This window comes from Ruegeria sp. TM1040 (assembly GCF_000014065.1).
In the GTDB taxonomy this organism is placed as follows: domain Bacteria; phylum Pseudomonadota; class Alphaproteobacteria; order Rhodobacterales; family Rhodobacteraceae; genus Epibacterium.
Map to the genome: position 1 here is coordinate 1,690,294 of NC_008044.1, position 21,756 is coordinate 1,712,049.

20 protein-coding genes are annotated in these 21,756 nt (G+C 59.9%); 6 read left to right on the top strand and 14 right to left on the bottom strand.

The window, feature by feature from the left end; all coding sequences use genetic code 11:
- The first annotated feature begins 57 nt into the window (after positions 1–57).
- Positions 58–750, top strand: a complete 693-nt coding sequence (locus TM1040_RS12280; RefSeq protein ID WP_011538913.1) for an SOS response-associated peptidase — start codon at positions 58–60, stop codon at positions 748–750.
- Positions 751–787: 37 nt separating this feature from the next.
- On the opposite strand, the gene TM1040_RS12285 is transcribed toward TM1040_RS12280, so the two are convergent.
- The 3 genes from TM1040_RS12285 to TM1040_RS12295 form a co-directional block, all read right to left on the bottom strand.
- Positions 788–1,075 carry a YiaA/YiaB family inner membrane protein gene (locus TM1040_RS12285; protein WP_011538914.1) on the bottom strand — a complete coding sequence of 96 codons (288 nt, stop codon included), beginning with the start codon at positions 1,073–1,075 and terminating at the stop codon, positions 788–790.
- Positions 1,076–1,161: 86 nt separating this feature from the next.
- Positions 1,162–1,860, bottom strand: a complete 699-nt coding sequence (locus TM1040_RS12290; protein WP_011538915.1) for a PspA/IM30 family protein — start codon at positions 1,858–1,860, stop codon at positions 1,162–1,164.
- 76 nt (positions 1,861–1,936) lie between these two features.
- Positions 1,937–2,533, bottom strand: coding sequence for a TetR/AcrR family transcriptional regulator (locus tag TM1040_RS12295; protein WP_011538916.1), 597 nt, complete (start codon positions 2,531–2,533; stop codon positions 1,937–1,939).
- Positions 2,534–2,706: 173 nt separating this feature from the next.
- On the opposite strand from TM1040_RS12295, the gene TM1040_RS12300 reads away from it, so the two are divergent.
- Positions 2,707–3,603, top strand: a complete 897-nt coding sequence (locus TM1040_RS12300) for a DUF817 domain-containing protein (protein WP_166485545.1) — start codon at positions 2,707–2,709, stop codon at positions 3,601–3,603.
- On the opposite strand, the gene TM1040_RS12305 is transcribed toward TM1040_RS12300, so the two are convergent.
- Entirely contained in the window at positions 3,557–3,922 is a 366-nt protein-coding gene (locus TM1040_RS12305; RefSeq protein WP_011538918.1) for a hypothetical protein, read from the bottom strand. The genes TM1040_RS12300 and TM1040_RS12305 overlap by 47 nt on opposite strands.
- Positions 3,923–4,044: 122 nt before the next feature.
- Here TM1040_RS12305 and TM1040_RS12310 point away from each other — a divergent pair, with 122 nt between their 5' ends.
- On the top strand, positions 4,045–4,803 hold the full coding sequence (locus TM1040_RS12310; RefSeq protein WP_011538919.1) for an alpha/beta fold hydrolase: 759 nt from the start codon (positions 4,045–4,047) through the stop codon (positions 4,801–4,803).
- An 80-nt stretch (positions 4,804–4,883) separates the two neighbouring features.
- Here the strand turns inward: TM1040_RS12310 and TM1040_RS12315 are convergent, their stop codons facing one another.
- The 8 genes from TM1040_RS12315 to TM1040_RS12350 all read right to left on the bottom strand — a co-directional run bounded on the left by TM1040_RS12315 (position 4,884) and on the right by TM1040_RS12350 (position 15,300).
- The gene (locus TM1040_RS12315; protein ID WP_011538920.1) at positions 4,884–5,765 is read right to left on the bottom strand and encodes a DNA adenine methylase; all 882 of its coding nucleotides are present in this window, start codon (positions 5,763–5,765) and stop codon (positions 4,884–4,886) included.
- Between the two features lie 140 nt (positions 5,766–5,905).
- Positions 5,906–9,196, bottom strand: coding sequence for an HYR domain-containing protein (locus TM1040_RS12320; protein ID WP_166485546.1), 3,291 nt, complete (start codon positions 9,194–9,196; stop codon positions 5,906–5,908).
- A 685-nt stretch (positions 9,197–9,881) separates the two neighbouring features.
- Positions 9,882–11,141: a TRAP transporter large permease gene (locus TM1040_RS12325; RefSeq protein WP_011538922.1), complete on the bottom strand. Its 1,260-nt coding sequence runs from the start codon at positions 11,139–11,141 to the stop codon at positions 9,882–9,884.
- Positions 11,138–11,677 (bottom strand): TRAP transporter small permease, encoded by a 540-nt coding sequence (locus tag TM1040_RS12330; RefSeq protein ID WP_011538923.1) that lies wholly within the window; start codon positions 11,675–11,677, stop codon positions 11,138–11,140. The genes TM1040_RS12325 and TM1040_RS12330 overlap by 4 nt, the downstream gene beginning before the upstream one ends.
- Positions 11,678–11,740: 63 nt before the next feature.
- Positions 11,741–12,721 (bottom strand): TRAP transporter substrate-binding protein, encoded by a 981-nt coding sequence (locus tag TM1040_RS12335; protein ID WP_011538924.1) that lies wholly within the window; start codon positions 12,719–12,721, stop codon positions 11,741–11,743.
- Between the two features lie 35 nt (positions 12,722–12,756).
- Positions 12,757–13,320, bottom strand: coding sequence for a 3-hydroxyanthranilate 3,4-dioxygenase (locus tag TM1040_RS12340; RefSeq protein ID WP_011538925.1), 564 nt, complete (start codon positions 13,318–13,320; stop codon positions 12,757–12,759).
- A gap of 129 nt (positions 13,321–13,449) precedes the next feature.
- The gene (locus TM1040_RS12345; RefSeq protein WP_011538926.1) at positions 13,450–14,337 is read right to left on the bottom strand and encodes a DMT family transporter; all 888 of its coding nucleotides are present in this window, start codon (positions 14,335–14,337) and stop codon (positions 13,450–13,452) included.
- A gap of 9 nt (positions 14,338–14,346) precedes the next feature.
- Positions 14,347–15,300 (bottom strand): dihydrodipicolinate synthase family protein, encoded by a 954-nt coding sequence (locus tag TM1040_RS12350; protein ID WP_011538927.1) that lies wholly within the window; start codon positions 15,298–15,300, stop codon positions 14,347–14,349.
- A 178-nt stretch (positions 15,301–15,478) separates the two neighbouring features.
- Here TM1040_RS12350 and TM1040_RS12355 point away from each other — a divergent pair, with 178 nt between their 5' ends.
- The 3 genes from TM1040_RS12355 (at position 15,479) to TM1040_RS12365 (ending at position 18,778) form a co-directional block, all read left to right on the top strand.
- Entirely contained in the window at positions 15,479–16,267 is a 789-nt protein-coding gene (locus TM1040_RS12355) for an aspartate dehydrogenase (RefSeq protein WP_011538928.1), read from the top strand.
- 9 nt (positions 16,268–16,276) lie between these two features.
- Positions 16,277–17,242 (top strand): LysR substrate-binding domain-containing protein, encoded by a 966-nt coding sequence (locus tag TM1040_RS12360; RefSeq protein WP_011538929.1) that lies wholly within the window; start codon positions 16,277–16,279, stop codon positions 17,240–17,242.
- A gap of 99 nt (positions 17,243–17,341) precedes the next feature.
- Positions 17,342–18,778: an NAD-dependent succinate-semialdehyde dehydrogenase gene (locus tag TM1040_RS12365; RefSeq protein ID WP_193339795.1), complete on the top strand. Its 1,437-nt coding sequence runs from the start codon at positions 17,342–17,344 to the stop codon at positions 18,776–18,778.
- A gap of 6 nt (positions 18,779–18,784) precedes the next feature.
- Here the strand turns inward: TM1040_RS12365 and TM1040_RS12370 are convergent, their stop codons facing one another.
- Positions 18,785–20,065: an MFS transporter gene (locus TM1040_RS12370; protein WP_011538931.1), complete on the bottom strand. Its 1,281-nt coding sequence runs from the start codon at positions 20,063–20,065 to the stop codon at positions 18,785–18,787.
- 530 nt (positions 20,066–20,595) lie between these two features.
- A complete protein-coding gene (locus TM1040_RS12375; protein WP_011538932.1) occupies positions 20,596–21,507 on the bottom strand; it encodes a calcium-binding protein in 912 nt (303 codons plus the stop codon).
- Positions 21,508–21,756 lie beyond the last annotated feature (249 nt).

Consider the following 21,756-nt stretch of genomic DNA (forward strand, 5'->3'; position numbering starts at 1 on the left):
TTTTGCGCCGGTCCGCCTGGCGTGGCTCGCCTCCCATACCCGCGCTATCATACGGGCATGTGTGGTAGAATCGGCCTTCCTCAACTCAGCTGGAAAGACTTTGTCGCCTGGCAGCGCGGCGAGTTTGACTGGCTCGATGTATATCGCGAGGACCGCTCAGAGCCGCTTGCCCCCAGCTGGAACGTAAAACCCACGCAGACCGTTGAGGCGCTGTTCCTGCGCCAAGGTGCCCTGGTGGCTGAACATGCCAGGTGGTGGCTGGTGCCAAGCTGGTTCAAGGGCGCGCCCTCGGACTGGAGAGCCACGACGTTCAACGCCAAGATCGAGACCGCCGACACACTGCCAAGTTTTCGCGGTGCCAGCCGTTGCGCGATCCCGGCAAGCGGATATTTTGAATGGACCGGCGACAAAGGTCAGAAACAGCCCTGGTGGATCACGGCGCAAAGCAATGCGCCGATGCTGTTTTTTGCCGGGTTGCAAACGCGGCTGGCAAGCGGGCTCAGAACCTGTTCGATCCTGACGCGCCCTGCACTTGCGCAAACAGCGCATCTGCACCCGCGCTCGCCGGTCATTCTGGCCGAGGGTCAGCTTCAGGACTGGCTCAGCGGAGAGATCGACCGCACGCGCGCGAAATCGGAGCTTGGCACCGCGTGGGACGGGCGCCTGCGGTATCATCAAGTCCCTCGGTTTGGCATCGAAGACGATGGCCCCGAGTTGATCGAAGCGATTGGGCCAGAGCCGCTGATCTAGCTGGCTCCGGCCCCATAGGTCTGTTTCGAGACAGAGATCAGACCTCGGATGCGGGATCTTTCAACGCGTCCTCAAGCATGCGCTCGTTGCGAATATCCTCGATCCGGCGAATGCGATCTTCGCTCTGGCGGATGTCGAAACGGTATTTCACCACGTTGATGAGGCTCAGCGTCAGCAGCAAAATCCCCATCGCCCAATAGCCTTTGGTCGAAAGCGGCACTTCGGTCGAGAGCCACAGCGAAATCCCGAGCATTGCGTAGGCAATCACGACGCCAGCGATGTTGAGGTTGGTGATCAGGGCGTTTTCATTGCGCATGTTGGACATAAGTCAGTTCCTTCGACTGGTGTTTCTTGAAATTTTACTGAGGCTTACACGATACAGCTGAGGCAGATGCATCGGCTGGACTGCGATCAGGGCGCAGCCTTCAGACGACGCAGCACATCCTGCGGCGTGCTGCGGGTGGCTGCGCCAAAGCCCGCGTCTGCCAATTGATCCGCCACCGATTGCGGTGCGAGACCCGCTTCGATCTCGCCCAGAATTTCAGAAGCCTCGAACGGATCCTCCTGCCCCAGAACCTCGGCAATAAGCTCGGCGGCCTCATCCATGGGCTGACGGTCCAAGGACCGTCCCAGCGCGGCCTGCGCGCGATGCTCTCCCCGCACGGACTTGGCAGCGATTGCCCCTTGGCGCAGGTCAATCAGGCGACGGCTGGCGGTTTCGACCGATTGACGCAACCTCAGGATGCGCGCTTCGAGACGAGTCTGGGTCTCGTGTCGCAGTCTGCGCTCATTTTCCATCTCGGAAATCGCGGCTGCGGCCGTCGTGGCCAGGTCCTCGCGCCCGTCTGCCAGAGCCGCCTGCGCGCGTTGCGTCAAATCCGCGATCCGCGCGTCAAGGGTTGCGATCTGGCGCCCCTCGGCGCGTTCTTTCTGGATCAAACTGACCAGCGTTGATTTTGCTGCCTTCAGATCATCATTCGCCTGAGCGATCTTTTCTTCGATCAGCTCGATTGAAAACTGCTGGCGAAGCTCGCCTTCGGCGCGCCGGTTGGCCCCGATCATCAGAGTTCTAAGCGTAGAGAGCACGTTCCATCCTCCATTCGTGAACATTGTTCATAAGGGGGATGTACGGTATTTGTGAACGTCGTTCAAGCTAAAAATGAACAGCGTTCACGGAATTGGAGATTTACTTCATCGTCAGGCGCGACAACACCAGCGCAATCATGCGCCGGATTTCTTGCGGCGGGACGCCCGAAATACGATTTTCGAGCCCCAGCAAGACAATCCCATGCACCGAGGAAAACAGCGCCCGCACCGTGAGCGCCTGTTCCTGCTGCGGCTGATCTGGGAAAAGTTCGGCCACAGGACCGGCAATGTGCTGAAACAGCCGATCCAATGCGGCGCGATACCAATCAGGCACCTCCCCATCGGCGGGGAGTTCCAGGTCAAACAGAGCGCGCCACAAGAGATTGTTTGCACTTGCAAAATCCAGATAGGCTTCGCTCATTCGGATCAGCCTGTCGCTGGGCGAGGCCCCTTCGGAGGCTTTGACCGCGGCTTCAACCTCGGCCCCGAGACGCTGAAACGTGCGCCCGTTGACCGCCATCACCAAGGCCGTCAGATCGTCAAAGGCGTTGTAGATCGCCCCAACCGCGCAGCCCGCATCCTTGGCCAGATCACGCGCCCGCAGCGATGTCACGCCAGCCTCGCGAATGCGCGCCTCTGCAGCGCCCACCAGTTTTTCGCGCAGCTCCGCCCTGCGCTGCTCTGCCTTGGATGTCATTTTATTCGCCCATTTCTTGAACCGCGTTCATGTCCCCCTCTCTATAGGCTGCCGCAGTCCGGGAATGCAAATCCTCGCCGTGCGGTGACTGATCTTGGAGTTTCGCGTGGACTTGATGAGACTTTTCCCGTCATTTCTCGGTCATGACTGAACCTGCCCAAAATCCAATCCCCATGAATCGCACGCGCCGTCTTGAACGCGCCCTTGGCGACTGGTGCCGCGCGCGCCTGCCACATTACCTGTCTGAACTGGTGATGTTCACGCTCAAACAAGGTTGGGCGGCAATCTTCGGGATCTTGCTCCTGGGCGGGCTCTTGGTCTCCAGCCGCATCTGGCAGGCAGATTGGGCGCTGGCGCGCTATGATGCGCTGCTGATCTATGCGCTCGGGCTGCAGGCAGTGTTCCTGATCACCGGCATGGAAAGCACCCGCGAAGCGCGGGTGATCTTGTTGTTTCATCTCACCGGCACGATCATGGAAATCTTCAAGGTTCAGGCCGGAAGCTGGGCCTATCCGGGCGCGGGCGTCCTGAAGCTCTGGGGCGTTCCGCTGTTTTCGGGTTTTATGTATGCGTCAGTAGGGTCTTACATGGCGCGGGTCATCCGGCTGTTTGACATGCGTTTTGCGCCCTACCCGCCGACATGGATGGCAAGCTGCCTCGCGGTCCTGATCTATGTGAATTTCTTCAGCCACCACTTCCTGCCCGACATACGGCTCGCGCTCTTTGTTGCAACGGTGGTGATCTTTATCCGCACCCGCATCTGGTTTTACATCGGCGGCCATGCCTATTGGATGCCCTTGCCGCTAGCGGCCTTCCTGTCGAGTTTTTTCCTCTGGGTGGCCGAGAACGTGGGCACGCGTACGCGAACCTGGCTCTATGCGGGACAGGACAGCGACCACTGGGTCAGCTTGGCCAAGATGGGCAGCTGGTACCTGCTGCTCTATGTGAGCTTTGTCACCGTGACCCTCGTGGTGCGCGATGCACTGTCGGCAGAGGCCTTCCGGCCGTCTGGCCCATCCGGGATCAGACGAAACCCCGCCAGCGCAGCACAACCACCATCAGCACAATAACACAGAGGATCGCAAAGGCAGAGGTCGCAGCCATGTCCAAAAGCCGCCCCTTGCGCCGGTCCTTGAGGTCGAGCTCTGTCAGATAAGCCCTGAGACGGCGGGCTTTTTTGACGAGCGCGTCCTCGTCCAAGGTGAGCGCAAGCCGGGGATGGTCAAAGCGTTCTTCTGCGCGCAATAGATCATCTGCGGCCTTGCGCAGACGATGCGGCACATGACGGCGCGCCCGGCGCAAACTGTCCGAAAGCGGACCTGAGAGCCTCAGGCGTTTCTCCAAAAGGACACGCAGCTGCTCCAACTCGCTCTGAAGCGTTTCATTCATAAAGACGGCATCCCCAAGGCTTTGACGCGATGCGCGCGACCTTAGCCGCGGCGGCGCGGGATCTCAATGCTGCTGCGCGGTTTGGGGCTGACACTGCCTGCAGAGAGGGCTATCACCCCGTTATGCTGAACACGATCATACATGGCACCCCGACCGACCAACCGCCCCTCTTGATTGCCCATGGCCTCTATGGCTCCGGGCGCAACTGGGGGGTGATTGCCAAACGACTCGCGGACGAGCGGCAAGTGATCGCGGTGGACATGCGCAACCACGGGCTGAGCCCCAAGACCCAGAGCCACAGCTATGTCGATCTGGCCGAGGATCTGGCCGAAGTGATTGCGGCCCACGGCGGGCGCATGGATGTGGTCGGGCACTCGATGGGAGGCAAGGCCGCGATGATGCTGGCGCTGCGCCATCCCGAGGCGGTCAACCGCCTGGTGGTCGCCGATATCGCACCGGTCAGCTATCAGCACACCCAGGCGCATTTCATCACTGCCATGCGCAGTGTCGACCTTGCGCGCGTGACGCGGCGCTCGGACGCCCAAGAGCAGCTGGCGGCGGCTGGTGTGGATGCGATGTTGCAAAGCTTTTTCACCCAATCTCTGGATGTGGAGAACAAGAGCTGGCGCCTCAACCTCGATACCTTGGAGCGGGAGATGCCGCATATTCTGTCGTTTCCGGAGGTGGAGACCCATTGGGATGGGACGGCGCTGTTTCTGACCGGGGCGCATTCGGATTATGTGCTGCCAGAGCACCGCCCGCAGATCAAACGCCTGTTTCCAGCGGCGCGCTTTGCCAAGATCCCCGGTGCAGGCCATTGGCTCCACGCGGAAAAACCACGCGAGTTCGAGGCCACCGTACGCGGTTTCTTGAACGCGTGAACGCAGCGCAGAAGCCCTGGGGGCGCTGCCCCCGGCCCTTGTCGGGCCTCCCCCGGGATATTTCTCGTTAGAAGAAGGACTTAGTAGGTCAAAAGCAGGCGGTCGCGCACGGCTTCGCTCTCCATGCGCTGCCCGCTCATCTGAAAGCGTTTGAGCATGGATTGCCCCATATTGACGAGGATCTCGCGTTCAAACAGACCCTCAGGGATGGCGATGTCGCAATAGATATCGCCGGATTTCTTGGTGCCATCGATCGAAAGCGCGACCCTGACGCCGCGTGCCTTGCAGGCCGCGATCGCCGCAAACAATTCTTCGAGGCGAAACGCCTGGGCGCCGTAAAGGATGGTTTGCGAATGAGCGTAAGGCGGGTCGCAGTAAATCACATCGCCCGCGCGCGCCTGCGCCATGGCAGAGCGGTAGTCCAGACAGGCAAAACTTGCGCCTTTCATGCGCGCGCGCCACATCTCGACCCGTTCGGCAAATTTGTGAGGTTTCATCACCGGGTGGCTGCCGCAGGGGGTCGACATATATCCGTCCTTGCGACGAAAGCGCACCACCCCACCGTAACAGGCGCGGCAGAGAAACAGGAAATCGGCACCGTTGGGGGTGTCATTGTAGCGGGCCTTGATCGCCTCATAGGTGGCAACCCTGTCACCGGTCATGAAGCGGTCATAGCGGCTCTGATACCACGCGTTGAGGCGCGCGGGGTCCTCGCGCAGCGCCTGCCAGATCTCGACCAGGGGAGGATAGATGTCTGAGCCCAGCGCGCGATGTGGTTGCAGGTTCGCCATCACCCCGCCTGCGCCCAGAAACGGTTCAAAATAGGTGCCGTAGTCCTTGGGAAGATGTGCAACGATTTCATGGGCAAAGCGCTGCTTGTTGCCCACCCATTTGAGAAGCTGCGTCTTGAAGGGTTTTGGCAAAGCGGGCGCGACGGCTGGAACTGGTATCTCTATTGCCATCCGCTCCCTCTGGTTTCTTGATGCACGGTGTGTTTCGCATACGCTATCCGCGCGGAATCTGCCAGTGGGACGCGGGCTGACAAAAAAAGGGGGCACCTGCGCGCCCCCTTTCATGTTGATCCGGCCTACAGGCCAGAGGCTCAGAACTTCAGGCTGTAATCCAGGCTGAGACCGACGTCCTTGTAGCCCGCGCTGCCAAGCCCGTCGTAGCGCGCGGAGAGTGCGAGTTTGCTGCCGTTCTCCCAGACATAGCGCAAACCGAGGTCCAGTTTGGCGCGCCATCCCGCGTAGCTTGGCAACACCGTGTCCGCGACCGCCGTGCCACTGGTGGAGGACCAGACGCCCGCCAGACCGCCGGTCAGCACCGCTTGGTCTGCTGCGCCAATCGGCAGGGGCGTGGCAAAGCCCACACCAAAGCTTGCCTGACGCAGGTGGATTTTCTGCGCCCCGATGCTGTTGCCGAGACTGTCGACATAGGCGTCCTGCTCCTCGTTGGCGTAAGCGGCGTCGATATAGGGCGTGAAGATCGTGTCGCCCTTCTTGATGTCCCCCGCGACCCGCAGTTGGGCCAAGACGCGCGTTGTGTCAAAGGAATCCTCATAGGTGCCAAAGGGCGCAACCTTGTTTGAGGATTGGCCATAGAGCACGCGTCCTTCGACGTAGAGGGCCTGATCCGAGATCTGCGCCACCGCATAGGGCCCCACCATCCAACCGGTGCCTTCGACACGGCGGCTGCCTTGATCCTGATGCAGATGGTCGAACTGGAGCATCGCCCCAACCAGCAGCCGATCGCTCAGGGTCAGATGCCCGCCGACCGCCCCAAAGGCATAGCGCGCCTCGGTTGTGTCATCCTCGCTCCAGCTGCCTTGCAGGCGGAACCAAACCGGCAGACCGCCACGCGACGCGAGATTGAAGTTCCCGGCGCCCCGCGTGACATAGGCATCAAGCGTTCCCGATCCGATCCCGGTCTGCGACAGGAAACCAATGAGCTCTGGCTGGTTCGAGATCAGCTGGTTGGCGCGATTGTAGAGGAAGCCGGCAATCTGCTTCTGGGTTTCCACAACCGTGGTGTCGTCAAAGACAAGCGTGTTCGAGGCATTCGTCGGGTTTGACGCTGCGTCCTCTGCCGCTCCTGCGGGCACTTCGACGGTGACAGTCCCTGCGCCGGTTGCGCGCAAGCTGATGGTATAGTCGCTGCCCGACCCTGTCACGGCGGTGACGCTGGCGTTTTGTGCCACAACATCGCTCGCGCTAAAGCCTGTCACTACCTCGTTGAAGGTTGCGGTGACGGTAAAGCTCTCATTGGCGCTGATGCCGTCGCTCGGGCCGCCGCTCAGCACCACATCGGGCGAAGTCGCATCAACCGCAACCGAAGCGGAAGCCGAGGCGCCGCCCCCCGTTGTGGACGAATAGGCCGAGACGTCGCCGCTGGTTTGCGGGGTTGCAGAGGTGGCCGTATAGGTTCCGGTCGCCGCCGCAAAGACCGCCGTTGAGTCACGGTTCACGCGCCCTTTTGCCGAGGTCGCGGCGCCAGACGCAGTTGTCTCAACCGTGGAACCATCAGGGAAGGTGACTGTGACGGTTGCCCCGGCCTGCGCGGTGCCTGTCACCGTCAGGGTTTTATCGTCATTCACGACCACATCGGTGATCGTAGGCTCTGGCGGCGGCGTCCCATCAAGGACCGTGACCACAAAAGAAACCTGCACCGCGTCATTGCCTGCCACATCGGTGGCATCCATCGTCACAGTCGTCTCGCCAATCGGGAAGTCATAGGCGCCGTCCAACACAGTGTCGCCGACCTTGTAGATGATCGTCACCGAGTCATCTATGTCGTCGCTCCCCGAGCCAAGGCTTGTGACGTCCAACGATGTGGAGGTTGCGTCTGGCTCGGTGGATGCCGTCTGATCCGAGGGCGCTGTCAGGACCGGCGCGGTCGCGTCGCCGGGGGTGATCGTCACTGTAAACGACACTTGCGCTGCCGCATTGCCTGCCGCATCGGTGGCATCCATGGTCACAGTGGTCTCGCCAATCGGGAAATCATAGGCGCCGTCCAACACGGTGTCGCCGACCTTGTAGATGATCGTCACCACGTCATCGAGGTTGTCGCTGCCCGAACCAAGGCTTGTAACATCAAGCGCGGCTGTGCTTGCCCCCACGGCAGTTGCCGCAGTCTGATCCGAAGGCGCTGTCAGGACCGGCGCGGTCGCGTCGCCGGGCGTGATCGTCACAGTAAACGACACTTGCGCTGCCGCATTGCCTGCCGCATCGGTGGCATCCATCGTCACAGTCGTCTCGCCAATCGGGAAGTCATAGGCGCCGTCCAACACAGTGTCGCCGACCTTGTAGGTGATCGTCACCACGTCATCGAGGTTGTCGCTGCCCGAGCCAAGGCTTGTAACATCAAGCGCGGCTGTGCTTGCCCCCACGGCAGTTGCCGCAGTCTGATCCGAAGGCGCTGTCAGGACCGGCGCGGTCGCGTCGCCGGGGGTGATCGTCACTGTAAACGACACTGGCGCTGCCGCATTGCCTGCCGCATCGGTGGCATCCATCGTCACAGTCGTCTCGCCAATCGGGAAGTCATAGGCGCCGTCCAAAACGGTGTCGCCGACCTTGTAGGTGATCGTCACCACGTCATCGAGGTTGTCGCTTCCCGAACCAAGGCTTGTAACATCAAGCGCGGCTGTGCTTGCCCCCACGGCAGTTGCCGCAGTCTGATCCGAAGGCGCTGTCAGGACCGGCGCGGTCACATCGCCCGGGTTTACGGTCACGGTGAATGTGTCCTGCGCAGAATTCCCGGCGGCATCGGATGCCATCATTGTCACAGTGGTGTCGCCAAGCGGAAAGTCATACGCCCCGGAGAGCGCGGCGCTGCCGACATAATAGGTGATGCTGAGGCTGCTATCTACGTTGTCACTGACCGAGCCGAGGTCCGTAACATCAAGGGATGCGGTAGAGGCCCCCGATTCGGTCGTGATTTCCTGGTTGGAAGGCGCAGTCAGGGCGGGGCTTTCCTCATCGGAGACGACAACTTTGAACGTCACCGGCGTGGCATCATTGCCAGCAGCATCAGACGCAGACATCGTCACGGTCGTCTCTCCAACTGGGAAGTCGTAGGAGCCGGTGATCGTCGTACTGCCGATGGCGTAGGCGATGTCGATGCTCGAATCTGCGTTATCTGACGCGGAGCCAAGGGAGGTCACATTCAAAGACGCTGTCGCCTGTCCCGCATCGGTAGTCGCGGACTGATCGCTTGGCGGTGTCAGCTCGGGCGCAATCCGATCAGTGAACCCTAGGTATCTGATCTCCCCATTTGTATCAGTGGAGAACTCGTAGGTACCCGCGGCAAGTTCCATCGAGTCTGTTTGCAGATCGAACGTCAACCCGATGTAGGTTGTCAGCCGGAAGGACTCGCTACTATCGGAATCGAACACAGGCCCTTCCTGCCGAGTGACTTCAACCAGCGACGATGGGACTCCCAGGCAATCAGCGAGATTTTCAGCGGTCACTTCGGGCATCGGGTGCCAATTTCCGCTCCAAAGCTCTGCCCCACCTGCAGCTTGAAATTCCACCCCTAATAGAAACAAAAACGCCTCTTCGCGATGAGGGTCGACACGAAGGTCAACATCACACGACCCCAGCCGGGCATATTCAAAATGATACTCGCCGAAATCGAACGAAAAGGCTGCCGCAGGCATCAGCGCAATTGCCCCCAGGGCTCCTGCTTGGGAAAACCTTTTTAAGGTCACTTTTCTCTCCATTTTATGGGAGGCCAAGACGACTGAGAAAAAAATTGGGAACAATGAAACACGGTGCCGACTTGGCCAAACGTCGCTTCGTTAAAAAGCTGATGCCGCAGAACTATCGATGCGCACTTAAGAATGAGTAAATGATTACATGGTGTTGCAATCCAGTGTGGAGCGCGCACCTAGGTGACGCAACACCCCAACAAAGCACAACGCGCCGGGATCGCTTGACAATAATTTTTCAGAAATTTTCAGGCTCGGCCCTTTTGTCCGTTGGCCAGTACGCGCAACAAAAACATCTCATACGAGCCCATTTAGTAATTTCAATTTGAATGAATTCAGCGCCATTTGCGCCCCATTTAGATCACCTGAACTATAGAAACGCGGTCGACAACACAGGAAACCGGCTCAATAGGACAAGGATTAGCGCTACCGCCAAAAGGAATGGCCAGAGGGAGCGCAGGATCTGGCCGGGCGTGGCGCCACTCATGGAAGACGCAATATAAAGCCCGACCCCAACGGGCGGTGTCAGCAAGCCCAGCACGAGGTTCAGGCACATGACGACACCAAATTGATGGGCGCTGATGTCATAGTGGTTTACCGCGATCGGCAACAAGATGGGCGAGATCAGGATCACGGCGGCGATCCCATCCACCAGCATCCCGATCAGCAGCAGGATCAGATTGACGATCAGCAGAAACAGAAACGGGTCACTGGTGATCGAGGTGATCAGCGCCGCGAGCTTTTGTGGCAGGGCCTCGTAGATGATGACCCAGCCAAAGACATTGGCACAGGCGATCATGAAGATGATCATCGAGGCGTTGATGGCAGTGCGACGGAACATCGCAAAGAGGGCCGCAGGCTTCAGTTCGCCATAGACCAGCCACCCCATCCCAAAGGCCAGCAGAGAGGCGATTGCAGCGCTCTCGGTCGGGGTTGCAATCCCAAACACCACACCGCCGATGATCGCACAGGGGATCAGCGCTGCGGGCAAGCAATATAGAAGCGCCGAGAACGCCTCTGGCGCGGTGAACCAGCTGCCCTTTGGAAAGCCTGTGGCGACACCGATCCCGAAGATCACCAGCGCAAAGGCCCCTGCAAGCATCATCCCCGGAATGAGGCCTGCAAGAAACATCTCGCCAATCGGAACCTGGGCCAGTACGCCGAAGATCACGAACATCATCGACGGCGGGATGACCGGCGCAAGCAACCCGCCCGCCGCTGTCGTGGCAGCGGCAAAGCCCGTGTCATACCCCTCTTTTTCCATCTCTGGCGTCATCGCACGGGCCATCACCGCGATCTGCGCTGTGGCCGATCCGATGATCGCCGCCATGAACATATTGGTCAGCAGGTTGATATAGGCGAGCCCACCGCGAAACCCGCCGACAAAGACCCGAGCCGCATTGATCAAGCGGCGGGTCATGCCGCCTTCGTTCATCATCTCCCCCGTCAGCATGAACAGCGGGATCGCCAGCAGGCCGTAACTCTCTAGCCCGGAGAACATCTTTTGCGCAAAACTGTCATAGAGGACCGTGTTGCCGCTCTCCCAGATGTACCAGATGGCCGTGAGCGCCAGAACCAAGGCCACCGGCACCGCGATCAAGAGTTTGAAAGCAAAGATCAAAGGCGTCATGAACGGTCATCCTCTGGGTTGGCACCCTGCCCGATCAGATTTGCAAAACTGTGCAGTGTCATCCCGAGCGCGAAGACCCACATCACGGACCAGACCCAATGTTTCTGAAGGCCGAGGGTGGTGGTGGGTTCGGCGTAGACAAAGTTGAACGTCGCGCCCTGAAAAGCTGCCAGATCAAAGCCGCTCTGGATCAGGGCCAGCGGCGCAAACCAGCGCCAGCAAAACCACAGCATCGCAAGCGCAAACCCCAAAACGATCCCGTCCACCAGCTGTGCCGCGATCTTCTGAAGCGCAAGAGGCAAAGTATCGGTGAGGATCGTCACAGCGACCGAATGGCCAAAATGCACGGCTGCGGAGGCGCCCAGAAAGGCCATCCAGGCCATCGCATAAATCGCCAGTTCATCCACCCAGAACAAGGCCGCGCCAAGGCTTCGCGTCACCACATTGAGCAGGATCAGCGCCGTGATGGAGACCGCAAGACATGCGGCCAGCGCCAGCTCACAGCGTGCCCAGGCTGCCGAGATACGTCCGATCATTTCGCTCTCCGCCTCACTGGCGCGCCCCTCTCGCGAGGGGCCGCCGCCGATGGCTGTTGAGGGTCAGTCCCGCGCGGTGGCCGCAGCCGCTGCGCGTAATGGCCCGAGCATTTGCGAGCGCTCCGACCAAACCGCATTCCAGCTCTCGACCGCCTCACCAAAGAATGCCGCATCGACCGTCTTATAGGTGCGCCCCGTCGCCTTGATCTCATCCAGCCAGAGCTGTTCTTTCTCCACATAGGTATCGATCGTGCTGTCTACATGGCGCGCCATGAGATCTCCGATCAGGGCACGGTCCGCCTCCGAAAGGCCCGCCCAGACCCGTGCAGAGACAAGCCCCACCATCGGGAACATCATGTGGTTTGATTGCACAACCGTATCCGCATGTTCGTAGTATTTGAGCACCCAGATCAGTTCGGCATCCATGTCGATCGCATCGACCTGACCATTGGCCAGCGCATCATAGACCGAGGGCAGCGGCATCGGCGTTGGGGCGGCGCCAATGGCATTGTAGAAATCGAGGATCGGCTCGAAGGGCGTGATCCGCAGCTTCAGACCCGCAAGATCGTCAACACTGTTGACCTCACCACGGGTCACGATCTGACGCAGCCCCGCCATGCCATATCCCGTGCCGACAACACCTGTTTTGGCAGGCAATTGTGCCAGCATGGAGGTGGCGGTTTCACTGCGCAGGATTCGGCCTGCGTGGGCGATGTCCTCCGCGAGATAGGGCGCATAAAGCGCGCCAAAATCCGGGGCGCGATTGGACACTTCGGCTACCGTCATAAACGCCATGTCCAGGGCGCCGGTCTGCAATTGTTGCAGCATCTCTGCCTCGTTGCCGAGCTGGCGCGCGGGAAACACGGTGACGCTATGGGCCCCATCGCTGGCCTTGGCGATATCTGCGCCAAAGGCTTCGGCAGCTTTGGTCCAGATGTGTGGCGGCGGTGTGATCAGGCCAAGACGAAACTCCTTGGCCTGGGGGGCAACCGTACTCGACAGCACAAATGCGGCGCCTGTGATCGTTTTCCAAATGACATTCATTGGCCAATTCCCTGTTTTGCTTATTGTTTTGATCATCAAAGCTGCACCCAATCTGCAGGTGGCTTCCCCTTGCCGGGATGGAGCGCGCCGCAGTGTGGACAGGTGCGAGCCTCGAGACTGTCGTGGAATTTGCTGTAGATTTTTGGGAGCGCAGTCACGATCCCCTCGGGTCCATCAAGGGCCACCTCTTCGCGGTGAACGAGCCCCTCGCACTCAAAACAGTACCACTCGAACCCTTCTTTCATACCGGGCTGGCGCGGCGCCTCTACGACGATCCCCACCGAGCCCTCCTGCGGACGTTGCGGCGCGTGGCGAACATGGGGCGGCAGCATAAAGACCTCGCCTTCCCGCACTGGAACGTCATAGATTTTGCCCCCATCGGCAATCTTGAGCATCATGTCGCCCTTTTGCTGGAAGAACCATTCCTCCACCGGGTCGTCATGAAAATCCATGCGGGTGTTGGGCCCTCCCACAACCATCACGATCATGTCGCCTTCCTTGTGCAGCAGCTGATTGCCCACCGGAGGGCGCAGCTTATCCGCGTTTTGTTCCACCCATTTCTCAAAGTTAAAGGGCTTCAATGTCGGATGCTGAGGCATGGGTCTCTCCCGCGTGCAGCCCCCGGCACTTGGGGGCGTTGGGTTGCGCTTATCGCTACCCTAGGAAATATTGCCCATGCGAAATATTTATTTCCGCGAAAGTGGGTATCCAGATTGCTGATACCGATCTCAGGCCAATATCATCAGGGCAGTCCCGCCGAGCGCACAAAGGGTAGCAGCAAATAAGCGCTTAATATCAACACTCTCGCGCCCATAGATGAGCCATATAAAGACGGCAGAGAATAGCACTTCCAAAGTCCCAAGGAGGGCCACGGTCGCCACAGCGCTTATCTTTAGGGCAAAGAACTGTAGGAGTTGTCCGACACTCAGGGCCAGAGCCGTACGCCAATGCGCGGGACTGCGATCCGTCAGCAGATACCTCAGCCCCCGCTCTGGCGACCGGTGCAGACCGTGGCGCGCCAAACTCCAGATGATCGCGGCTCCTGCACCAACAAAGGTGCCAAGCGCCGGGTCTGGCAGTCCGTTCAATCCCAGCCCGCGCAAGCTATAGGCAAAGGCATAGGCCAACGGCGAAAGTAGCCCCAACATCACCCCGGATGACAGGCCTCCCGCAGCCGGTTGTGTGCTCGGACGCAGGTAGATCCAGACCCCGATCAGGATGACACAGCCGCCCCAAAGCGTTGCCACATCAGGAATTTGCTCGAGGAGCAGATAGGCAAACGGCAGTACAAAGATGGGGGTGAGACGGCGTAGCAGAGTTGCGGAAACGGCACCAATCCGCTCGGTCGCGCGATACATCGACCATCGCGCCAGACCGTTTGCGCTCAGCCCCGCAAGAGCAAAGACCCCAATAGCGCAGAGCCCTTCTGGCTGCCAAAGCGCCGAGAGCGGCACAACGCCACTGCCGAGCCAAATCCCGCCGGAGATCCCAAACAGCACCAGCACCGACAGGAAGACGCCGTTGTCTGCCTGCGCTCCGGGTTTGCTTTGCACAATCGATACAGCCGCGCCGCCGTAGGACAGCGCGGCCAGTATCGCCAGCCCCTCTCCGATCATGATGCGGGATCAACGCAGGAGGCCACAATCCTCAAAGGCGGCACTGGTGGCGGCTTTCTCGGCCTCGGTGAGCTCCAGCATCGGATGACGCACACGTCCCCCGGTCTGTCCCAAGAGTTCCTGCCAGTATTTGCCATGCGCGGTCGGCTTGCCAGCGGGTTTGGTGTCGCGCAACGCATTGCGCACGGGTTCCAGGCTGTTGCGCAGCTTCCGGGCGGCTTCGAATTTTCCGGCAAAGGCCAGTTCGGTGTATTCATGCATGCGCCGGTCGGCCTTGGTCTGCAGAAGATAGGGCGGCGAGGAACACAGATAGAGCTGCCAACCCAGATCCTCGATATTGTCGAGCCAATCGTCTTCTGCCGAGGTCGACACAAGGATCTTGTCCCCGACCATCTGCGTCAGTCGGGCATACATCTCGCGCGGAACAGAGTATTTGATCGCCATGATATTCGGCAGCTCGGCAATGCGCGCACATGTCTCCGGTGCCATCAGATAACCGCTGTCCGGGTGGCTCCACATGGCGATCCCGATATCAAGACGGTCGCACAGGTATTTATAATAATTATACAAAACCTCATCTCGGTCGTGGCAAAAGCTCAGCATCGGGGCATGCACCACAACATAATCCGCCCCGCAGCTCTGAGCATGGCGACCAAGGTCGAGCACCGTGTCCACGCTTTGGTCCGAGATCGACATGATCGTGCCCGCCTTGTCGCCGCATTCCTCGACTGCGATGGTCATGTTGCGCTTGCGCTCCTCGATGGACATCGACCAGAACTCGCCTTGCTTGCCAGCAATGAACAGGCCTTGAATGTCCAGATCGTCGATCCAATGGCGGATATTGCGCCGCAGCCCCGCCTCGTCGAGTTTTAGCGCCTCATCAAAGGGATTTAGCGCCGCCGCCCAAATGCCGCGCATGGTTTCACGGGCGTAGGCCTTGGCTTCGTTCTTTTTGTATTTCATGGGCTTGGCTCCGATGTTTCACGCGCTTGGCAGCGGCTATCTTGGGCCCAACTAAGGCTATGGCCTGCGGAAAAACCAACCAGATTGACCGAAACTGGATATCCAATATTCTGATACCGAAGCCGATCTGAATTCCGCTAGGCTAGGGCCAAAACAGCAGGCAGCACAGGAGGCAGCCATGAAAATCGGCATCATCGGAGCAGGTGCCATCGCGCAATATGTCGCTCAGCAGTTGCGCCTGCGTGGGTTGGGGCCACATGTGATCCTTGCGCGCTCGGCGCCGCCTCCAGAGGCTCAGGAAGCGCTCGATGGCGTGGACTATGTGCAACGGGTTCAGAACTTGCCGCAGGATATCTCGGTGATGGTGGACTGTGCCGGACACGGTGCCCTGGTGCAGCACGGCGCGGCCCTCCTTGAACGCGGCATCGCACTTGTGACGCTCTCGCTTGGGGCGCTTGCCGATGACGCCCTCCATGCAGATCTGGAACGGGCGGCCCGCGCGGGCAAGACGCGGCTGCATTTGGCAAGTGGTGCTATTGGTGCGCTCGACTGCCTGAGGGCGGCAAAGGTCGGAGGGCTTGCCGATGTGGTCTATGTCGGGCGCAAGCCCCCCCAGGCGTGGCGGGGCTCGGTCGCCGAGCACGTTCTGGAATTGGACGGACTAAGAAGCCCGGCCACCCATTTTCGCGGCAGCGCCCGCGAGGCCGCCATCGCCTACCCCAAGAACGCCAATGTCGCCGCAGCAGTGGCGCTGGCGGGAACCGGGTTTGACACCACTCGTGTTGAGCTGATTGCCGACCCAAGCGCGCGCGTGAATATCCACGAAATTCAAGCGCATGGCGATTTCGGCAGTTTTCATTTCCGCATCGAAGGCAATGCCCTGCCCGACAATCCGCGCAGCTCGGCGCTGGCCGCCATGAGCGCGGTCGCCGCCATCGAGCGCGCCTGCGCCGCAATCATCACCTGAGGACCACCTATGGCCACTCGCCACACCCGTATCGTTGAACGCGCTCTGACCCGGCTCAAGCTGCGCCAACTGAGGTTGCTTGTCGCCGTGGGCCAGCATGGAAGCATTCAGAACGCGGCGCGCGATCTCAACATCTCGCAACCAGCAGCGACAAAGATGATCCAGGATCTCGAAGTGGATTTTGAGGTCAAACTGTTCGAGCGCACCAATCGCGGCGTGGTCCCCACGGTCTTTGGAGACTCGCTGATCCGACATGGCAAACTGATATTCGCGCAGGTGTCCAACGCCGCACAGGAGCTCGATGATCTCAATGAAGGCAACAGTGGCCGAGTCGTGGTGGGTACGCTCTTGGCCGCATCGCCTTCGCTCTTGCCGATGGCGGTCGAGCGTGTGCTACAGGACCGTCCAAAGGTCGCGATCAAGATCGTCGAAGGCACACATGAGGTGCTGATGCCCGGTCTTCTGTCGGGGGAAATCGACATGGTCGTCGGGCGCCTGCCCAGCCATCGCCACCGCGAGAATATCACGCAGGAAAAGTTCTTTGATGAGAGGATCTTGGCAGTCGCCGGCCCGCAACACCCCCTTGCCTGTGAAAGCAACCTGACATTCGACGATATCCGGCCTCATGGCTGGATTCTTCCCCCCATCGAGACCACGCTCCGGCGGCAGACCGATCAGTTTTTTATCCGTCAGGATCAGTACATGCCGCAAACCGCGATCGAGTCAGTATCGTATCTGGCCAATCGCGCGCTTCTGCGCAGCCATGATTTCATCGGCTTGATGCCCGCACATGTTGCGGCCCTCGACATTGAAAACGGGCTCCTGAAGCCGCTGGATTGGGTGGTGCCCTTCGGGGCTGGTCCGGTGGGCGTCTCGTTTCGCGGCCAGCAGAGCCTCTCGCCGGCGGGAGGTGCGCTCTTGGCGGCGCTTCATGCGGCGGCGGCAGAGATTGCGCGTCTCACCCCCGCGTCCTGATATCGCTGATTGTGATACCTGTATTTGTTCAATTCGGTTGAGGTGATGCCACGCGCGCGAAAGAGTTGCCCTATCGCGACTGACACCAATGAGGCCGAAATGCGCAACTATCCCGATCTCAAACTCTTTATCGGCGGCACATGGCGCGACACGCCTGAGACCCTCTCGGTTGTGAACCCGGCCACGGAAGAAGAGCTGGGCCGCCTGCCCTGCGCGCGGATTTCGGATCTTGAGGACGCGCTGGCAGCGGCTCAAAAAGGGCTCGAGATCTGGCGTAACACCCCGCCGCGCAGCCGGGCGGATCTGATATTGCGCGCTGCGCGCCTTCTGCGGGATCGGCAAGAAGAGATCGCGCAGTCCATTACCGCCGAACATGGCAAACCACTGGCCCAGGCTCGGTTGGAAGTCATTCGCGGCGCAGAGTTTTTCGAGTGGGACGCGGCAGAGGCCATGCGCACTTACGGACGCGTGATCCCCTCGGCGGCGGGTACAAAAATCTCCGTGCATCACCACCCCATTGGCGTTGTCGCAGCCTTTTCACCATGGAACTTCCCCATGAGCCAGCCTGCACGCAAGATCGCGGGTGCCCTTGCGTCGGGCTGCTCCCTGATCCTCAAGGCAGCAGAGGAAACCCCCGCCGGGGCGATCCATATTGTCCGCGCGTTTCAGGACGCGGGCCTGCCCGATGGTGTGCTCAATCTGGTATTTGGCCGCCCGGCGGAGATTTCGGCTTATCTCATCCCGCAGCCCTGCGTGCGGCTTGTGGCCCTCACCGGATCCACCGCAGTGGGCCGCCAGTTGACAGCTCTTGCCGCCCAGAGCGACACCCGCGTCCTGATGGAGCTTGGCGGGCACGCACCGGTGATCGTCTGCGAGGACACCGATGTGCAAAAGGCAGCCCTGAGCGGCGCCATCCGCAAGATGCGCAACGCGGGACAGGTCTGCACATCGCCAACACGGTTCTTTGTGCATCAAGACATCTTTGATGAATTCGCGACCACCTTCACCCAACGGGCGGCGGCAACTCGTGTGGGCAACGGGATGCACGACGGGATAGAAATGGGACCAACTGCCAACGCCCGTCGCATTCCGGTTCTGACGGATCTGGTTAATGACGCCCTCGCCCAAGGCGCAACGCTCTGCACCGGCGGCACGCGCGTGGGGGAAAGGGGATATTTCTTTGCCCCCACGGTGCTGACACACGTGCCAGACAGCGCGCGCATCATGCGCGAAGAGCCCTTTGGTCCCATCGCGGTGCTCAACACGGTGCGCAACCTCGACGAAGCCATCGCGCAGGCAAACGCTGTGGATTACGGGTTGGCAGGGTATGCTTTTACAAATCGTGCGGACTATATCGCGCGCATGATTGACGAGGTCGAAGTGGGCAATTTCTCCATCAATACGCTTGAGGCCTCCTTGCCGGAGACCCCGTTTGGCGGAGTGAAATCCAGTGGTTACGGGCGTGAAGGCGGCACCGAAGGGCTTGAGAGCTATCTCACCACGCGCAACGTCTGGCAAAGTTCTGACATCACCTGAGGCGCTCTAGGGCTCAGACGGGTCCACGTCTGCATTCTCTGCCGCCCAGGTGGTTGCATCCTCAACCGCCACAATGGTCGCTGAAGGCACGAGGTTGACATAGGCGTCGGTCTCAGAGACCGGCGTCGCCTCACTCTGCGACATCCGGTAGAGCGCATAGAGCGTGATCATCAGGAAGGCAGCGCCAAGCACCATCCAGAATGCAAAGGGACCTGTGGCGTTCATCGCCAGACCAACCGCAATCGGCCCGATGATCGCACCAAGCCCAAACGTAAAGACCAGCCCGCCCGAGATCGCGGGCATATCCTCGGCGGCGACATTGTCATTGGTATAGGCCAGCAAGAGCGCATAGAGCGGCGTTGTCATGCCCCCTGCGAGAAAGGCCGCCGCCATAATGGGAACAAGCGGGTCAACCCCGAGCCAGGCAGGCGGGCTCTGCGCCAACCAGCCAAGTCCACAGGCGGCGGCCCCAAGCGCCGCGGTGCCACAGATGACCTTGCGCCGATCCAGCCGGTCCGACAGCCAGCCAATCGGCACCTGCATGAACAAGGCACCACCAAACAGCATCGCGACGAACAGCGCGATCTGATTGGCGCTCAGGCCGATCTCGCTGCCAAACACCGCGCCCATGCCGGACTGGCTGGCATAGATACTGCCCAGCACAAAAATACCTGCGGTCCCAAGCGGCGAGGCTGCAAAAAGATCCTTCAAACCACCGGGTTTGGTCACTTCGACGAGGGGGGCGGGCTGGATCGACAGCAAAATCGGCGCAAAGGAAATGGACACCAGGATCGACGCGCCAATAAACAGCGCAGCATTGGCAGCATCCCCAAGCGTCAGCAAACCCTGCGCGCCGATGATGCCTAGTGTCTGCGCCAGCATGTAGGCCGAGAGCATCTTGCCCCGGTTCTCATTGCTGGTGGAATTGTTGAGCCAGCTTTCGGCAACCACATAAATCCCAGACATGCAAAAACCGATCAAGATCCGCAGGAGCGTCCATGTCCAGGGCTCGACCCATAGCGTAAAGGCAATGAGCGCCGCCGAGATAAAGCTGCCGAGCGCTGCAAACACCCGCACATGACCCACGCGCTGGATCAGGAGCGGTGTAAAGCGCGCGCCTGATAAAAAGCCGAGGAAATAGCCAGAGGTCACGATGGAGAGCTCGGCCGAGGAGAACCCCTCGACCCCGCCACGCAGCCCCATCAAGGTAAAATGCATCCCGTTGCCCAGCATGATGAGCACGACTCCGGCCAGGAGCGCCCAAACGGAGGCCAGCATGTTGATCATCACAGCGTTCCTTTTATGGCGTCACAGATCCTCCCAGATAGCCATCAAACGCGCGCAGTTTCAAAATCTGCACGTCTGTGGGGGCTGGATCGGCTCTCATGTGCCACTCTTCTGTGCAACGGCCACCTCGTGTGAGTGGCGCCGTGGCAACTGGAACGCGTCCGGCTCGGGAGAGCCAAGGTGATCAATCTGCACGCCATCAGTTTACTCATCGCAAGTCACGCCCTGCCGCATCGTGGGACTGCTGAACGCGTAAAGTCGAACCTGTGTGGGCACGCGACGCATGCAAATGGCCGCACAGATTGGAAATGACGCTTTCACTTGCCGGTATCAGACGACAGTCCGAACACCTAGTGCCGCCCAGGGCGCGCAACGCCTTAGGTGGTGCAGCGCCGGCTGCATCGCATCAATTGATCTGCTGCAAGGGGTCTTGAGACCTACGCCATCTAAACACGGAACGGACGCCCTGAGCCCATTCCCACCAGGAAAGGCGCCAGTGCTCCGGCGTCACGTTCGCAACGAAGTTACGTTCAGAACAAGAAGTTGTCGCTGTCGTCCATCAACTCGACCGTGGTGTCTTGGACAATCACGGTTACGTTGCCGAAATAGACCGCCACATCGTCGCCGATTTGCTCAAAATCAACGCCACGCATACCGCGCGCGCCTTTGAGGACCTCGATGTGATCGACGCCAACTTCGAAGTCTGTAATCACATTGGTGTGGTCATTGGCCCGAAACTTGAACACATCTGCGCCCGCGCCGCCGGTCAGAACGTCATCGCCGGTTCCACCGCGCAGGACATCATCATCCGCACCGCCAGAGAGCGTGTCATTGCCAGTGCCACCGACCAGCTTGTCGCGTCCCGCGTTCCCGGACAGAACGTCGTTTCCAACACCACCGTTTAGCTTGTCGCGACCGCCGCCGCCCGTCAGGACGTCGTCTCCGTCATGGCCATTGATCTGGTCTCTGCCCGCGTTGCCGTTGATCGTGTCATTCCCTGCCCCGGCAGACACCGTGTCGTTGCCACGACCGCCGTTGATCACGTCATCACCGAAGCCAAGGGTGATAACGTCATCGCCGGCTTGAAAATTCATACGAAGACCAGAGCCGAGATTAGACGTGATCTCATCGGCGCCTTCGAACACCATGTTCAGGCGCTCTCTGCCATTGGCTGCAAAAAAATCCTCGTAGGAGAGCGCCATGTCCGAGATCGACACCAGCGTGTCGGCCCCGTCATAGAGCGCCAGAGCATAAATGACCCAGCTCCCTTCGTCCTCGGAAGAGAACGACCCGTCAAGAACAAGGCGCGTTCCGTTCTCGGCCTCCAACTCGATCCGGCTATCGCCCATTTCAGATGACACGGGCGCCTCAAAGGGACGCAACTGCAAGAGCTGCCGAAGAGACGCGCTGGTGTGGAGGCTTTGAAGGTACGCATTGGCCATGTGTTGGAGTCCTTTGCCGGAAAGCAGGGAATTTATTAAACTCCATACTTTTTTGCGCAAACCTGAGCAAATGATTGACTTGCTTTTTAGATATTCAGGGTTTGTTTACCCATATTTCGAGGACAATCCGGCTCCACCTCCGGAATTGGATTGATATTCGAAAAGATGTCGTCGGGCCCTTACGGCATGCTGCCTCTCAGGACGGCGCTGCCGAGCCTCTGATACAGCGCAGGATCCGCCTCGTTTTAC

Coding starts and splice junctions, on each gene's coding strand:
- TM1040_RS12280 (WP_011538913.1), top strand. CDS start 58: ATGTGTGGTAGAATCGGCCTTCCTCAACTCAGCTGGAAAGACTTTGTC.
- TM1040_RS12285 (WP_011538914.1), bottom strand. CDS start 1,075: ATGTCCAACATGCGCAATGAAAACGCCCTGATCACCAACCTCAACATC.
- TM1040_RS12290 (WP_011538915.1), bottom strand. CDS start 1,860: ATGTTCACGAATGGAGGATGGAACGTGCTCTCTACGCTTAGAACTCTG.
- TM1040_RS12295 (WP_011538916.1), bottom strand. CDS start 2,533: ATGACATCCAAGGCAGAGCAGCGCAGGGCGGAGCTGCGCGAAAAACTG.
- TM1040_RS12300 (WP_166485545.1), top strand. CDS start 2,707: ATGAATCGCACGCGCCGTCTTGAACGCGCCCTTGGCGACTGGTGCCGC.
- TM1040_RS12305 (WP_011538918.1), bottom strand. CDS start 3,922: ATGAATGAAACGCTTCAGAGCGAGTTGGAGCAGCTGCGTGTCCTTTTG.
- TM1040_RS12310 (WP_011538919.1), top strand. CDS start 4,045: ATGCTGAACACGATCATACATGGCACCCCGACCGACCAACCGCCCCTC.
- TM1040_RS12315 (WP_011538920.1), bottom strand. CDS start 5,765: ATGGCAATAGAGATACCAGTTCCAGCCGTCGCGCCCGCTTTGCCAAAA.
- TM1040_RS12325 (WP_011538922.1), bottom strand. CDS start 11,141: ATGACGCCTTTGATCTTTGCTTTCAAACTCTTGATCGCGGTGCCGGTG.
- TM1040_RS12330 (WP_011538923.1), bottom strand. CDS start 11,677: ATGATCGGACGTATCTCGGCAGCCTGGGCACGCTGTGAGCTGGCGCTG.
- TM1040_RS12335 (WP_011538924.1), bottom strand. CDS start 12,721: ATGAATGTCATTTGGAAAACGATCACAGGCGCCGCATTTGTGCTGTCG.
- TM1040_RS12340 (WP_011538925.1), bottom strand. CDS start 13,320: ATGCCTCAGCATCCGACATTGAAGCCCTTTAACTTTGAGAAATGGGTG.
- TM1040_RS12345 (WP_011538926.1), bottom strand. CDS start 14,337: ATGATCGGAGAGGGGCTGGCGATACTGGCCGCGCTGTCCTACGGCGGC.
- TM1040_RS12350 (WP_011538927.1), bottom strand. CDS start 15,300: ATGAAATACAAAAAGAACGAAGCCAAGGCCTACGCCCGTGAAACCATG.
- TM1040_RS12355 (WP_011538928.1), top strand. CDS start 15,479: ATGAAAATCGGCATCATCGGAGCAGGTGCCATCGCGCAATATGTCGCT.
- TM1040_RS12360 (WP_011538929.1), top strand. CDS start 16,277: ATGGCCACTCGCCACACCCGTATCGTTGAACGCGCTCTGACCCGGCTC.
- TM1040_RS12365 (WP_193339795.1), top strand. CDS start 17,342: ATGCGCAACTATCCCGATCTCAAACTCTTTATCGGCGGCACATGGCGC.
- TM1040_RS12370 (WP_011538931.1), bottom strand. CDS start 20,065: ATGATCAACATGCTGGCCTCCGTTTGGGCGCTCCTGGCCGGAGTCGTG.
- TM1040_RS12375 (WP_011538932.1), bottom strand. CDS start 21,507: ATGGCCAATGCGTACCTTCAAAGCCTCCACACCAGCGCGTCTCTTCGG.